The 13745-nt window shown below is 70.3% G+C and carries 13 protein-coding genes; 8 read left to right on the top strand and 5 right to left on the bottom strand.

What is annotated here, in order from left to right; translation table 11 throughout:
- Positions 1-20: 20 nt before the first annotated feature.
- The 4 genes from AMK34_RS32905 to ribA are packed head-to-tail and all read left to right on the top strand — an operon-like array spanning position 21 to position 3866.
- Positions 21-419 carry a 6-pyruvoyl trahydropterin synthase family protein gene (locus AMK34_RS32905; RefSeq protein WP_038518637.1) on the top strand — a complete coding sequence of 133 codons (399 nt, stop codon included), beginning with the start codon at positions 21-23 and terminating at the stop codon, positions 417-419.
- Positions 416-1483 carry a glycosyltransferase family 4 protein gene (locus AMK34_RS32900; protein WP_073847933.1) on the top strand — a complete coding sequence of 356 codons (1068 nt, stop codon included), beginning with the start codon at positions 416-418 and terminating at the stop codon, positions 1481-1483. Before AMK34_RS32905 ends, AMK34_RS32900 begins: the two co-directional genes overlap by 4 nt.
- On the top strand, positions 1480-2298 hold the full coding sequence (locus tag AMK34_RS32895) for a methyltransferase domain-containing protein (RefSeq protein WP_073847932.1): 819 nt from the start codon (positions 1480-1482) through the stop codon (positions 2296-2298). The genes AMK34_RS32900 and AMK34_RS32895 overlap by 4 nt, the downstream gene beginning before the upstream one ends.
- On the top strand, positions 2295-3866 hold the full coding sequence (ribA, locus tag AMK34_RS32890; protein WP_073847931.1) for a GTP cyclohydrolase II: 1572 nt from the start codon (positions 2295-2297) through the stop codon (positions 3864-3866). Before AMK34_RS32895 ends, ribA begins: the two co-directional genes overlap by 4 nt.
- Before the next feature lie 196 nt (positions 3867-4062).
- Here ribA and AMK34_RS32885 read toward each other — a convergent pair whose 3' ends face one another.
- Positions 4063-4758, bottom strand: a complete 696-nt coding sequence (locus tag AMK34_RS32885) for a creatininase family protein (RefSeq protein ID WP_083650079.1) — start codon at positions 4756-4758, stop codon at positions 4063-4065.
- Between the two features lie 18 nt (positions 4759-4776).
- Between AMK34_RS32885 and AMK34_RS32880 the strand changes: the two genes are divergently transcribed.
- The 3 genes from AMK34_RS32880 (at position 4777) to AMK34_RS32870 (ending at position 7531) form a co-directional block, all read left to right on the top strand.
- Positions 4777-5565, top strand: a complete 789-nt coding sequence (locus tag AMK34_RS32880; protein WP_038518626.1) for an inositol monophosphatase family protein — start codon at positions 4777-4779, stop codon at positions 5563-5565.
- A gap of 78 nt (positions 5566-5643) precedes the next feature.
- Positions 5644-6738 carry a glycosyltransferase family 4 protein gene (locus AMK34_RS32875; RefSeq protein WP_125735721.1) on the top strand — a complete coding sequence of 365 codons (1095 nt, stop codon included), beginning with the start codon at positions 5644-5646 and terminating at the stop codon, positions 6736-6738.
- Between the two features lie 55 nt (positions 6739-6793).
- A complete protein-coding gene (locus AMK34_RS32870; RefSeq protein WP_037346103.1) occupies positions 6794-7531 on the top strand; it encodes a GNAT family N-acetyltransferase in 738 nt (245 codons plus the stop codon).
- 5 nt (positions 7532-7536) lie between these two features.
- Here AMK34_RS32870 and AMK34_RS32865 read toward each other — a convergent pair whose 3' ends face one another.
- Positions 7537-7830 carry a hypothetical protein gene (locus tag AMK34_RS32865; protein ID WP_143202682.1) on the bottom strand — a complete coding sequence of 98 codons (294 nt, stop codon included), beginning with the start codon at positions 7828-7830 and terminating at the stop codon, positions 7537-7539.
- A gap of 104 nt (positions 7831-7934) precedes the next feature.
- On the opposite strand from AMK34_RS32865, the gene AMK34_RS32860 reads away from it, so the two are divergent.
- Positions 7935-8798, top strand: a complete 864-nt coding sequence (locus tag AMK34_RS32860; protein WP_073847929.1) for an NAD(P)-dependent oxidoreductase — start codon at positions 7935-7937, stop codon at positions 8796-8798.
- A gap of 411 nt (positions 8799-9209) precedes the next feature.
- On the opposite strand, the gene AMK34_RS32855 is transcribed toward AMK34_RS32860, so the two are convergent.
- The 3 genes from AMK34_RS32855 to AMK34_RS32845 form a co-directional block, all read right to left on the bottom strand.
- Positions 9210-10172 (bottom strand): LLM class flavin-dependent oxidoreductase, encoded by a 963-nt coding sequence (locus AMK34_RS32855; RefSeq protein ID WP_073847928.1) that lies wholly within the window; start codon positions 10170-10172, stop codon positions 9210-9212.
- Between the two features lie 16 nt (positions 10173-10188).
- Positions 10189-12090, bottom strand: a complete 1902-nt coding sequence (locus tag AMK34_RS32850; protein ID WP_073847927.1) for an elongation factor G — start codon at positions 12088-12090, stop codon at positions 10189-10191.
- 209 nt (positions 12091-12299) lie between these two features.
- Entirely contained in the window at positions 12300-13742 is a 1443-nt protein-coding gene (locus AMK34_RS32845) for a glycoside hydrolase family 3 protein (protein ID WP_073847926.1), read from the bottom strand.
- Positions 13743-13745 lie beyond the last annotated feature (3 nt).

The raw sequence follows: 13745 nt of genomic DNA, 5'->3' as shown, positions 1-13745 counted from the left end.
GGTTCGACCCGGGAGGTCCGTTGTTCAGTATCACCGTCCGCGACCACGTCATGGTTGCCCACAGCTTCCGCGGCGAGGTCTTCGGCCCAGCACAGCGACTGCACGGCGCGACCTTCCTGGTGGACGCGACGTTCCGCCGCTCCGAACTGGACGCCGACAACATCGTCGTCGACATCGGCAAGGCGACCGAAGAGCTCAAAGCGGTGCTCGCCGATCTGAACTACCGCAACCTCGACGACGTGCCCGAGTTCGCCGGGATCAACACCTCGACCGAGTTCCTCGCCAAGGTCATCGCGGACCGGCTGGCCGGCCGCGTCCACGCGGGAGCGCTCGGTGAGGGCGCGCGCGGCCTCGAAGGACTCACCGTTTCGCTGCACGAATCCCACGTCGCGTGGGCGAGCTACGAGCGTGCGCTGTGAACCGTCTCCACGTGGTCCTGCCCAACGACATCGACGACGTGAGCGCGCCCAGCGGCGGCAACGTCTACGACCGGCGGCTGTGCGACGGCCTCGCCGGCGAGGCGGTGGAGGTCCACGAGATCCCGGTGCGCGGGAACTGGCCGCGGCCCGACACCGAAGCGCGCAAAGTCCTGGCGCGCAAGCTGGCCGAACTTCCCGACGGAGCCGCGGTGCTGCTCGACGGACTGGTTGCCTGCGGGGTGCCCGAGGTGATCGCCCCGGCGGCGCGGCGGCTGTCGATCGCGGTGCTGGTGCATCTGCCGCTGGCCGACGAGACGGGACTTTCGCCTTCGCTCGCCACCGAACTGGACCGGCTGGAACGCGAGACGCTGGGCGCGGTCGACGCCGTGGTCGTGACCAGCGACTGGGCGGCTCGACGGCTGATCGGGCACCACGACCTCGCCGCGCATCGCGTGCACGTGGTGCCGCCCGGCGTCGACAAGGCCGAAGTCGCCTCCGGGAGCCTGGACGGGACGCGGTTGGTCTGCGTCGCCAACGTCACCCCGCGCAAGGGACAGGGCACGCTCGCGGACGCGTTGAAGTCGCTCAAAGATCTACCGTGGATTTGTGAGTGCGTTGGTGCCATTCCCCGAGAGACCCGCTACGTCGAACGCCTGCGGCGGCACGCGCTCGGCGGACGGTTCACACTCACCGGCCCGCGATCCGGCGAGGAGCTCGAAGCGACGTACGCGGCCGCAGACCTTCTCGTGCTGCCTTCGCGCGCGGAGACCTACGGCATGGTCGTCACCGAGGCTCTCGCGCACGGCGTCCCCGTGCTGACGACCGCCGTCGACGCTCTGCCGGACACGCTCGGCCGGGCGCCCGACGGCAGTGTGCCCGGGCTGCTCGTCCCCGGTGAGGACGTCAACGCGCTGGCCGCGGCCCTGCGCCGCTGGCTCACCGAACCCGACCTGCGTGACCGCCTTCGCGCCTCCGCACGCCTGCGCCGCGAGACGTTGACCGGCTGGGACGAGACGGCCCGCGGCGTCGCCGCCGTGCTGCTGAGCGAACGGACGGCGGCATGACCAAATACGCCCCCAGCTGGCTCCAGCTGCGTGAAGACGCCGACGCCGCCGCTCGGGCGGCCGAGCTGATCGAGCCGGTGCGGTCCTTCTTGACCGAACAGGACGAGGTCGTCATCCGGGATCTCGGCTGCGGCACCGGTTCGCTCGGCCGCTGGCTGGCCAGGCGGCTGCCCGGCCGCCAGCGCTGGATCCTGCACGACCGCGATCCGGACCTGCTCACCCACGCGCAGGCCCGCACCAGCCGTCCGGATCACGCTTTGGACGGAAGCGAAGTCACCGTCGTCACCGAACAGCGTGACATCACCGAGTTACGCGCGGAGGACCTCGCCGGGACCTCGCTCGTGGCGGCGTCGGCGCTGCTCGACCTGCTCACCGCCGAGGAGATGTCCCGGCTGGCGGAAGCGTGCGTCGAGGCGCGCTGCGCGGTCCTGTTCACGCTGAGCGTTTCGGGCCGGGTCGTGCTGTCGCCCAAGGACCGGTTCGACGTCGAGATCTCCGACGCCTTCAACGCGCATCAGCGCCGGGTGACCGGCGGCCGGTGGCTGCTCGGGCCGGACGCGGTGGACGTCGCCTTCGGGGTTTTCGAACGCCTCGGCGCCACCGCGCGGCGAGCCCCGAGCCCCTGGCGGCTCGGGGCGGATCAGGCCGCGCTGACCGCGGAATGGCTCACCGGCTGGGTCGGCGCCGCTTGCGAACAGCGGCCGGAACTCGCGGCGGACGGCGACTCCTACCTGCGATGGCGGCTCGCGCAGTGCGCGGCCGGCGAGCTGAACGCGGTGATCCAGCATGAAGATCTCCTGGTGGTGCCCGCGTGAAACGGCTCTGGCCCTGGCTTCGGATCGTCGGCGCGCTCGCCATCCTCGGCGCGCTCGTCTGGCAGCTGGGCACCGGCGTGTTCCTCGAAGGTCTGCGCGAGGTCGACGCGGGCGGGATCGCCGCCGCGCTCGGGATCGGTTTCGCCACCACGGTTTTCAGTGCCTGGCGCTGGCGCCTGGTCGCTCGGCGGCTCAGTCTCGAGCTCTCGTTCGGAAGTGCCGTCGGCGAGTACTACCGCGCGTTGTTCCTCAACGGCGTGCTGCCGGCGGGCGTCCTCGGCGATGTGAACCGCGCCGTGCAGCACGGGCGCGAAGCCGGTGACGTGCCGCGCGGCGTCCGCGCGGTGGTGCTGGAGCGCACGGCCGGGCAGATCGTGGTGATCGGCGCTTCGGTCGTCGTCGTGCTCAGCGTGCCTTCCGTGGTGCCGCCGCCGATCGACCGCGTGGTGACGGCCGCCGGGATCGTCGTGGTCGTGCTGGCGCTCGCGGCCGTCGTCACCGGGATGACGGCCGGGCGGCGATGGATCCACAGTGGATCGAAATGGCGCCGCGGGTTCGCCGTGTCCCTCGCCGACGTCCGGCTCGGCCTGCTGACCAAGGAAACCTGGCCAGGGGTGGGCCTGCTCTCGGTCGCCACTCTCGCCGGGCACCTCGCCCTGTTCGTCGTCGCCGCGCGCGCGGCGGGCGTCACCGCGCCGGTCGGCGACCTGCTGCCGTTGATGATCCTCGCCCTGCTCGCGATGGGGCTGCCGCTGAACATCGGCGGATGGGGCCCTCGCGAAGGCGTTTGCGCGCTGCTGTTCGGCGCCGCCGGCCTCGGTTCGGCGCAGGGCGTCACCGTGGCCGTCGTCTACGGCGTGCTCGCGCTCGTCTCCAGCCTTCCCGGTGCGGGCGTCCTGCTCGCGCGTTCTGTCAGGAGTCACCGAACAGACAGGAGAAGCCCGATGACCGTCGAGAGGGTCGTTGAGACCAGACTGCCCACCCGGTACGGCGTTTTCCGCGCGTATGGGTACTTGGACGCCGACGGCACCGAACAGATGGCGCTGGTGCACGGCGACGTCGCGACCTCCCGCACGCTGGCGCGGGTCCATTCGGAATGCCTCACCGGCGACGTGTTCAGCTCGATGCACTGCGAATGCGGCGACCAGCTGGACGCCGCGCTGCGGGCGATCGTCGACGAGGGCGCCGGAATCCTCGTGTACGCCCAGGGCCACGAAGGACGCGGCATCGGCCTGCTCGCGAAGCTGAAAGCGATGCGGCTGCAGGACGAAGGGCTCGACACCGTCGAGGCGAACATCGCGCTCGGGCTGCCCGTGGACGCCCGCGACTACCGCGCCGCGGCGGAGATCCTGAACGATCTCGGCGTGCGGTCGGTGCGGCTGCTGTCCAACAACCCGGCGAAGGTCGACCAGCTGGAACGGCACGGCGTGCGGATCAGCGAGCGGGTGCCGCTGCTGGTCACGCCGAACGACGAGAACCTGCGGTACCTGCGGACCAAACAGGAACGGATGCACCATTTCCTGCCGCATCTGGACGCTGTCGAGCCGGTGGGTGCGGCGGGGAGCTGAAGGGGACTTTCCCCACGCCTCACGCGGTGAAGGGCGCTTTCGCCGCATCTTGGTCAAGTCAAGAACTGGGGTTGATCGGTTTTAGCGCTGTCATGCGTGGGCTGAAGGCTCCCTTCACCGCGTCTGACGCGGCGAAAGGAGCTTTCAGCCCACGCCGGATAGACCACCGGCAGCATGACATGCGGGAAAGTCCGAGTCAGCCGAGCGCGGCCAAGGTGTCCCCGAAGCTCTCCACCAGTGACGCCAGCACCAGCCGTCCTTTCTCCGCAGTCGCCAGCGAAGGCCGCCCGACCACACCGGATTCCGCATACGGGCGCAGGCCCACCGTCAGCAGGTGCCGCCTGTCGTCGGCGAGGTGATCCGCCTCGGTGAAACCGGGCCGGACCAGCGAAGGGTGCGCGTGCAGCAACAGGGAGGTCTCCAGCTCGCCGGCGTGCATGTCGCTGTCCAGCGACGTCTCCAGCCCGGCCGCGTCGTGCGCCGCCTGCCAGCCTTCGACACCGGGGAAGAGCGCCATCGGCGACGTCGACTCCTGGACCACGTTGGACAGGACGTAGTTGCCGCCGTGCGCGTTCACCAGCACCAGTTTCGGGACACCGGACCGGCGCAGAGACGCGGCGACGTCGTTCACCACGGCGTAGAGCGTCGCGGCGGAGATGCTGACCGTGCCCGCCCACTCCGCGTGTTCGTGGGAGCAGCCGATCGTGATCGGCGGGAGCCGCAGCACCGGATACGCCGCGGCGATGGCGTCGGCGATCGTCGTCGCGATCACCGCGTCGGTGGCGAGCGGGAGGTGCGCGCCGTGCTGTTCGAAACTGCCGACGGGCAGCACCGCGACCTCGGCGCCGCGGGCGCTTTCGTCGGCCGTCGTGGCCGTCGGGAACAGGTTCACGCGGGCTACGGTACCCATATGACCGACCACGCCGCATTGTTGTCCGTGGCCCGCGAGGCCGTCGCCAAGGCGACCGGGATAATCCGCTCGATGACGTCGTTTTCCGTTGCCGCCAAAGGTGATCGCGACATGGTGACCGACGTCGACCTCGCCGTCGAGGACGCCGTCCGCGAGTTCCTGGCACGCGAGACGCCGGAGATCGGCATCCTCGGCGAGGAGCGCGGGCATGAGGGGAACGAGGACCTGTGGTGGGCGCTCGACCCCGTCGACGGTACGGCGAACTTCGCGCGCGGGATTCCGCTGTGCGGTGTTTCGCTCGGTCTCGTCGACGGTCTGAACAGCACGGTCGCGGCGATCTCCCTGCCGTTCCTCGACGTCACCTACACCGCTGTGGCGGGCCAGGGCGCGTACGCGGGCGAAGAGCGTCTCACGGCGTCGAAAGCGACGAAGCTGTCCGACGCGATCGTGAGTATCGGCGACTTCGCGGTCGGCGAGGGCGCGGAGGTCAAGAACCGCGTCCGGATGGCGTTGCTGGCCGAACTCGGCGGCCGCGTGCAGCGGGTCCGGTTCCTCGGTTCCGCGGCGATCGACCTGGCGTGGGTCGCGGACGGCAAACTCGACGCGAGCGTCATCCTCGCCAACAAACCGTGGGACACGATGGCGGGTGTCCTTTTGGTGCGCGAGGCCGGGGGAGCGGTCGTCGACCTCGACGGCGGCGAGCACACGGTGCGTTCGGCGGCCACGATCGCGGTCGGCGCCGGACTGCGTGACGAGATCGTCGCGTCGATCGCGCGCGTGGCGGGCTGAACTTTGTCACCCGGGAAATGAACCGGACGGGCGCCGCGTCCGTGTCTCCTGATAAGGCGCCCGCATCTGGAGGTAACCGTGTTCACCTCGAATGTCCGCGTGACCGAACCGGTCGTCTTCGTCCTGCCGGGCGAAACCGAGGACGTCAGCGGTGAATACGACCGCCGGATGTGCCAGAACCTCCCGGCCACCGGCCTCCCGCTGCTGGAACTGCCGATCGCCGGGGAATGGCCGATGCCGGGGCCGCTGTCGCGGTCGAGACTGGCCCGTTCGCTCGCCGCGCTGCCCGACGACACCGTCGTCCTGATCGACGGCACGGTCGCCTGCGGGGTCCCGGAGATCGTGGTCCCGCACGCGCGGCGGCTCCGGCTGGCCGTCCTGGTCCACCGGCCGCTCGCCGACGATCCCGCGCTCGATCCGGCGCAGGCCGCCGAACTCGACGCCTGCGAACGGGAGACCCTGCGGCTGACGGGGATGATCGTCGCCACCGGGCCGTGGCTCGCGCGGCAGCTGATCGACCGGCACGACCTCGATCCGACCCGCGTCTACGTGGCGACACCGGGTACGGACGCGGCGCCGCTCGCCGCCGGGGCCGACGGCGTCTCGCGGCTGTTGTGTCTCGCGCCCATGACCGCGCGCCACGGCCAGGACGTGCTCATCCGGGCGCTGTCCCTGGTCGACGAACTGGCGTTCAAATGCGTGTTCGCCGGCGCGACACACCACGATCCCGCGTACGTCGACGAACTGCGCTGGACGGTCGAACGGCTCGGGCTCGGCTCCCGGATCAGCCTCATCCAGCCGCCGGACGACCTCGACCTGGTCTACGACGGCGCGGATCTGCTCGTCCTGCCCGCCCGCGGCGGCACGTCCGGACTGGTCGTGGCCGAGGCGCTGGCGCGCGGGATCCCCGTGGTGGCCACGGAAACCGCGGGGGCGCACGACGCGCTCGGCACCGCGCCCGGCGGCGGCGTGCCCGGCATGCTGGTGCCGCCGAACAACCCGTCGGCACTCGCGGCGGCGTTGCTGCGCTGGTCGCTCGACGCCGAACTCCGCCATTCCCTGCGGACGTCGGCGCTCGCGCGCAGCAGCGTCCTCGAGGAATGGGACGTCGCCGCCGGCAGGCTCACCGACGTGCTCTCCCGGTTGCAGGCGGCGCCGCGCCAGCCGGTTTGATCATCGCCCGGAAGCAGCTATCGGGGGAGATCACCGGCTCGGTTGACTGGGCGGCATGCGAATCGTCGATCTTGCGTCCCGTCCCGATCTCCTCGATGCCGCGCTGAATCTCGGCGACGTCGGCGGTGAGTTCATCTACGCCGGGTTCAGCGGCAAGATGATCACCCCGGACCGATTCCTGCGTCACTGGTCCCGGTATTTCCTGATCGCGCTGGACGACGACGGCGAGCCGATCGCGCGGGCGCTGTCGGTCCCGCTGACCTATCCGGCCGAAGACCGCCACGAGCTGCCGTCGCACGGCTGGGACGAGGCGATCCAGTGGGCCGCGCAGGATCTCATGGACGGCCGCGCGCCGGACACCCTGTGTGCGCTCGAAGTCGTTGTGGCGCCGCGAATGCGGGGGACCGGCCTGTCCACGCCGATGCTCAAAGCGCTGAAGGCGCGTGCGGCCGAGACGGGGCTGAAGCGGCTGATCGTCTCCGTGCGCCCGATCGGCAAGGAGGACGAACCCGACGTCCTCATGGAGGACTACGCCCTCCGGCGGCGCGAGGACGGGCTGTTCGCCGACCGCTGGCTGCGCACCCACGAACGGCTCGGCGCGCGGATGATCAAGGTGTGCCCGTTCGCGGTGACCATTTCGGGCTCGATCGCGGACTGGAAGGAGTGGAGCGGCGTCGACCTCGTCGACGGCGACAACGTGATCCCCGGCGGGATCGCGCCGGTGCACGCGAACGTCGAGCGGGACTGCGGGGTGTACGTGGAGGCGAACGTGTGGATGGAGCACCCGTTCTGATCGGCTCAGTCTTCACGGCGGCGGAAGCGCTCGCCGTCGAAGACCATTTCGAGCGGTGGGAGCCGGGTGTCGGGCCGCCAGCCGGCGCGGAAGGCGTCGCGAATGGCGCGGCGGACCTGCGTCTGTGTCGGCAGGAAGGCGTGGTGGTAGGGGTCCAGGACGAGAATCTGGCCGTCGGTGCCGTCTTCCTTGACGCGGATCGCGCGCGTCTTGCGTTCCCAGTCGGCGTCGAGATGCCAGAGGAACGACTGGCCGTTGCGCAGTGAGACCCGACGGGTGTCCTTCTCCGGCCAGGCCATCGTGCTCACTCCTCGTCATCGTGTCGCGGGGCGTTCCTCGCGATTTCCGCCGCAATCGTCGCATCGGGCCCGGTGCCGTTCTCCGGTACCGCAGAGTGGAGCCCATGGACCTCGAACGAGTCGGTTTCGCCGGGCTGGGCAGTATGGGCGAGCCGATGGCACGGAACCTGGTGCGGGCCGGGATCCCGGTGCTCCGCTGGAACCGCACGCCGGGCAAGGCCGACGAGGTGACCGACGTCGCCGAACTCTTCGCGCGGTGCGACGTCGTGATCCTGATGCTCAAGGACGCGGCCGCCGTCGACGCCGTACTCGGCCGCGGCGGGCCCGAGTTCGCCGGGCGGGTGGCGGGCCGCACGATCGTCCACATGGGAACGACGGCACCGGGGCATTCCCGCGCGCTGGAGGCGGACCTCGTCGCGGCGGGGGCGAAGTACGTGGAGGCGCCGGTTTCGGGTTCGCGTGTCCCGGCGGAGGCGGGGGAACTGGTCGCGATGCTCGCGGGCGACCCCGGCGCGGTCGAGGAGGTCCGGGAGCTGTTCGGGCCGATGTGCCGGGAAACCGTGTACTGCGGGCCGGTTCCCAACGGGCTCCTGATGAAGCTGGCGGTCAACGTGCACCTGACGTCGGTCGTGACGTCGCTGGCCGAGACGGTGCATTTCGCCCGGGCGCACGGGCTTGATCTCGGCCGGCTCGCCGACGTGCTCGGCGCGGGGCAACTCGCCAGCCCGATCCTGCGGGTCAAGGCGCCGAAGCTGGTCGAAGAGGATTTCGCGCCGCAGGCCTCGATCGCGAACGTCCTGGCGAACGTCGAGCTGATCGCGGCGGCGGCCGGGGACGCGGGCTTGAAGCTGCCGCTGATCGAGGCGTCCCGTGCCCTCTACGCCGAGACCGCGCGGCTCGGTCTCGGCGAGGAGGACATGGTCGCCGTCGTCAAGGCGCTCGACACCCACCCGCGTCCAGAGGACTGAATGCGGTCGTTGCGTGTGCAAGGACCGCATTCAGTCCTCTAAATGCGGTGCTTTGGGGCAGGGACCCGGCGTGGTCGGTCGCTTGGGCGTTGTGAAGGGGACTTTCGCCGCATCAGATGTGGGGAAAGTCCCCTTCACCTCGGGCGCTGCCGCCCCAAGGCACCGCATTTAGAGGACGAAATGCGGTGCCTTGGGGCAGGGACCCGGCGTGGTCGGGTAGCGATGTCCTGAAGGCCACCCTTGAGACATCTAACGTCCCCAAGGAGGCCTTCACGACGACGCCGACGGTGCCCTTGGTCGCTCGGATGTGGGGAAGGGAGCTTTCGCCGCATCGGATGCGGCGAAAGTCCTCTTCACCTCAGGCGCTGCCGTCCCCTGACCGCATTTAGAGGACGAAATGCGGAAGGGGGGTCAGCCGCGCAGGGCCGCGGCGATCCGGCCCGCCGCGGCGAAGGACTCCTCCTCCGGCTCACCGAGCAGCGGCAGCAGGATGACGGACTCGGTCCCGGCCGCGTACAGCGCGCGGATCTGCTCGACGCATCGGTCGAGCGGGCCGCTGATGCTCAGCCTGTCGATCCATTCGGGCCGCAACCGCCGGGCCAGGTCTTTACGGTCGGTGGCTGCCTTGACCTCGGCAAGCAGTTCGGCGCCGAAGTCCAGCGGCTCCAGCGCCGGACCGGAGTTCGGCCCGATCGCCGACGCGACGTCCGACCGGGCGCGTTCGCGGGCCCGCTCGGGATCGGCGTCGAGGGCCAGCCAGTTGTAGGTGGCGATCGAATGGCCTTCGACGCCGATCAGGTCCCGCGTCGCGCGGACGTACTCCGGGGTCGCCGGTTCGGCCAGGAGCGTCCCGTCGGCGACCCGGCCCGCCGCCGCGAGCGATTTCGGGCCGCGGACGCCGGCGACGAGCTTCGGCGGCAGCGCGGGCGGGAACTCCAGTTCGACCTCGTCGAGCCGGACATGCTTGCCCTCGAAGGAAACGCGCTCACCCGCCAGGAGCCGCCGGATGACCGACAGCGTCTCCTCGAACGCGGCGAGCGCCGACTTCGGCCACGCGTCGATCTGCCGCATCCAGCTCGGCACCCCGTGCCCGAACCCGGCGATCAGCCGTCCCGGGTACAGCTCCGCCAGTGCCGCGATCTCCATCGCCGCGATGGCCGGGTTCCTCGCCACGGCGGGCATGATGCCGATGCCGAGCGTGATCTTCTCGGTCGCCGCCAGCACCGCCGACGCCGTCGCGATCCCGCCCGCGTAGAAGCAGTCCTCGACGATCCAGACCTCGTCCAAACCCTCCCGTTCCGCGCGCCGGGCGAGGCCGGTCAGCCGGGCGGCGGGCAGCTCGCGCGGGATCCTGACCCCGAGCCGTGAAACCATGACGTTCTCCGTTCACTCAGACGCGCCGCAGCACGCGTAGCAGGTATTCCTTGCGTTCCAACGGGTTGTGATCGGTCCTCGATCGTGACGGCACCGGTCCCCGGACGGGCCGGTAGCTGTGGAAGGACGTCTCCATCGCGCCTTCTCCGCGGGTCGCCGAGGGCAGGAGCTGGTGCACCTCATGGGTTTTCGCCGCCGGGATCTCGCCTTCCAGCTCGGCCGTCCCGTCCTTCGTGAGCGTCGTCCGCGGCACGGCGCGCGCTCGCGCCAGCAGCGCGGTCACCGGGCCGAGCGTGTCGGCCGGCGTCTGGAGGGTGAACCGGTGCAGGGGTTCGTGCACGGTCGTCCCGGCTTCGCGCAGCGCCTCCATCAGCACCAACGGCGTCAGATCGCGGAAATCGCCCGCGGTGCTGGACATGCTCTTGTCGAACGTGCCGTGGGCGTGGCTTTGCCTGGCGTAGTAGCCGGAATGCGTCAGCGTCACCGCGCAGTCGCGCACCTCCCAGCCGTGGATGCCTTCGCGCAGCGTCTCCTTCACCGTGTCCTCCACGGCTTTGACGAAGGAGTACGGCATCGAGCCGAGTTCGACCTCCAGCCGGAACGAAATCCCGCTTCCGGGTTCGACGCGCAGTCCGACCGTGGCCAGAAAGGGATTCGACGCCGTGCCGATGAGTTCGACGGCCGATCCGGTGCCGTCGACGCGTTCGACGCAGATCGTGGTCGTCTCGCTGAACGTGACGTCGATGCCGTACTCGTCCGCGAGCGTCGCCTGTATGACCTCCTTCTGCACTTCTCCGTACAGCGAAACGGAAGTCTCTTGGCGGACCTCGTCGTGCCGCAGGCCGATCAGCGGATCCTGTTCGGTCAGCCGGGTGAGCGCCTGGTGCAGCGGCCCGCGATCGGCCGGGCGCACCGGCGAGACGACGGTTTCCAGCGTCGGCGGCGAGAACCGCGCTTCCCGCGTGCGCGGACAGGCCCCGAGCACGTCTCCGATCCGGACGTCGAGCCCCGAGATCTTCGCGATCCGCCCGGCTTCGGCCGACGCCGACGGCACGGCCGAGCCGTTGTCGAAAACGCTGATCGCGGTGACCTTGCCTTCGCCATCGCCGAGCGGGACCTTGTCGCGCACGGCGACGCTGCCGGAGAACAGCCGCACGTACGCGATCTTCTCGCCGCCCGGCGCGCGCTCGACCTTGAACACCGTGCCGGACAGCGGCGCGAGGACGTCGGCTTCCTTGGCGGGCAACAGGTTCTCGATGCCGTCGCGGAGCGCGTCGATCCCGGCGCCGGTGATCGCGGACCCGAAGTAGACCGGATGAGCGCGACCTTCGGCGACTTTCGCGGTGAGTTCGGCGCGGAGCCGCGACGGCGTGAACGCGTCCGGCTCGGTGAGGTATCCGGTGAGGAAGTCCTCGTCGAGCGTCGCCAGCAGATCGATCACCCGATCGGGAGCCATCGTGACGGCCGTTGGCGTGAGTTTCCCGGTGATCTCCCGGAACACGCGCTCCGGATCGGCGCCGCGGCGGTCCAGTTTGTTCACGAACAGCAGCGCCGGGATGCCCAGCCGCCGCAAGGTCCGCATGAGGACACGGGTCTGGGCTTGGACGCCTTCGACCGCCGACAGCACCAGGACGGCGCCGTCGAGCACGCCGAGCGCGCGTTCGACCTCGGCGATGAAATCGGGGTGGCCGGGGGTGTCGATCAGGTTGACGGTGACGTCGCCGAGGGCGAACGACACCACGGCCGCCTTGATGGTGATACCGCGGGCGCGTTCGAGCGCCAGCGTGTCGGTCTGCGTGCTGCCGTCGTCGACACTGCCCAGCTCGCCGATGATCCCGGCGGTGTGCAACAGGCGCTCGGTCAGGCTCGTCTTCCCGGCGTCAACATGCGCCAGAATCCCCAGATTGAGGGTCTTCACGAGTGATCTCGTCCTCGAGGTAGGCGGGAATTACCTGATGGAAGGACGTGGACACTCGCAAGACGATCATCTCCTAGGTCGGGAACCGATCTTCCCGACTACAACACCCCGGCTCCGGCCCCGCAACCGAATAACGCAATTCGTCCTCTGAATGCGGTAGTTGCGTGTGCAAGTACCGCATCCAGAGGACGAAATGCGAGAGGGGTGGGTCAGGCCAGGTACTCCGCGGCGGCACGGAGGCTGACGTAGGACCCGCTGAACGTGTCGATCCGCGGCCCCTCGGTCTCCGGGCCGGGAACGCCGGTCTCGACCCGGATGTAGTCCACAGTGGACTCGCGCAGCCAGCTGAGGAACTCGCGGACCTCGGGGTGCCGGTGCGCCTCGCGCGTCACCACCACGAGGTCGCGCGCGCCGTGGACGGCCTCGATCGCGGTCGCGATCCCGTCCGCGCCGACCTTGAGCGCCCGGGTGCCGGGCACGAGTTCGGTCAGATGCGAGCCGAGCCCCCACGGCATCGGGCCCGCCGCGATGATGGGCTCGGTCTCGATGTCGATCACCAGCGGCGGGCCGCCCAGCTTCGGCGAACCCTGGATCCGCAACGCCTTCCGCGCCGCCTCCAGGCCGAGGCGGTGATCCACCGGAGAGATCGGCGTCGAAACCGGGGGAGTGCCGAGCGCGGCGACCCGCTCCGACGCCTCCGCCAGCCGCTCCATCGGCAGCTCACCGGACTCGACGGCGGCCGCGATGACCGCCGCGATCCGGTTCAGCTCGTCCTCTTCGAACGACACCCCGCCGAGGCAGAGCGCGTCCGCGCCGGCGATCAGCGCCCGCACCGATGCCCGTCCGACGCCCTCGGTCTTGCCGAGTTCGCCCGCGACGGCGCCCATGTCCAGCGCGTCGGTGATGACCGCGCCGGTGAAGCCGAGCTCGCCGCGCAGCACGTCGGTGAGCGCCTTCGGGTTGAGCGTCGCGGGTAGTTCACCCCACGCGGGCACGACGAGGTGCCCGGTCATCACCGCGCGCACCCCGGCCGCGATCGCCGCCTTGAACGGGACCAGTTCGATCTCGTGCAGTTCAGCCTCGGTCCGGGGCAGCACCGGCAGCGCGTGGTGCGAGTCGTCCGTCGCCGCCCCGTGCCCGGGGAAATGCTTGGCCGACGCGGCCACGCCGTACTTCTGCAGCCCGGTGATGAACGCCGCCACATGCGGCGACGCCTTCACCGGATCCGAACCGAACGCCCGGACCCCGATCGAGGGATCCTCCGCCGCCATCGTGAGATCCGCGCACGGGGCGAAACTGATCGTCACCCCGCACGCGGCCAGCCGCTCGCCGAGCGCCGCCGCGACCGAGGTCGTCAGCTCGACGTCGTCCGCGGCGCCGAGTGCGAGTGGTCCCGGCACGAACGAGCCGGTGGCGACGTCGAGCCGGGTGACGTCACCGCCCTCCTCGTCGATGCCGACGAGCACGTCGGGCCGTTCCGCCCGCAGCTGTGCGCTCAGCGCGGCCACCTGCTCGTCGTCGACCACGTTGCGGCCGAACAGGATCGCGCCGCCGAGGCCGTCCGCCACCTTGCGGCGCAGCCAATCCGGCGCGGTGGTGCCGTCGAAGCCCGATACGAGAACGGATGCGGCGAGCTTTTCCGGTGAAGACAAGGA

The sequence above is a fragment of the Amycolatopsis sp. CB00013 genome, from assembly GCF_001905755.1.
In the GTDB taxonomy this organism is placed as follows: domain Bacteria; phylum Actinomycetota; class Actinomycetes; order Mycobacteriales; family Pseudonocardiaceae; genus Amycolatopsis; species Amycolatopsis japonica.
Note: the sequence above shows the minus strand (reverse complement) of the source record. Positions and strands in the feature narration are given on the sequence as shown.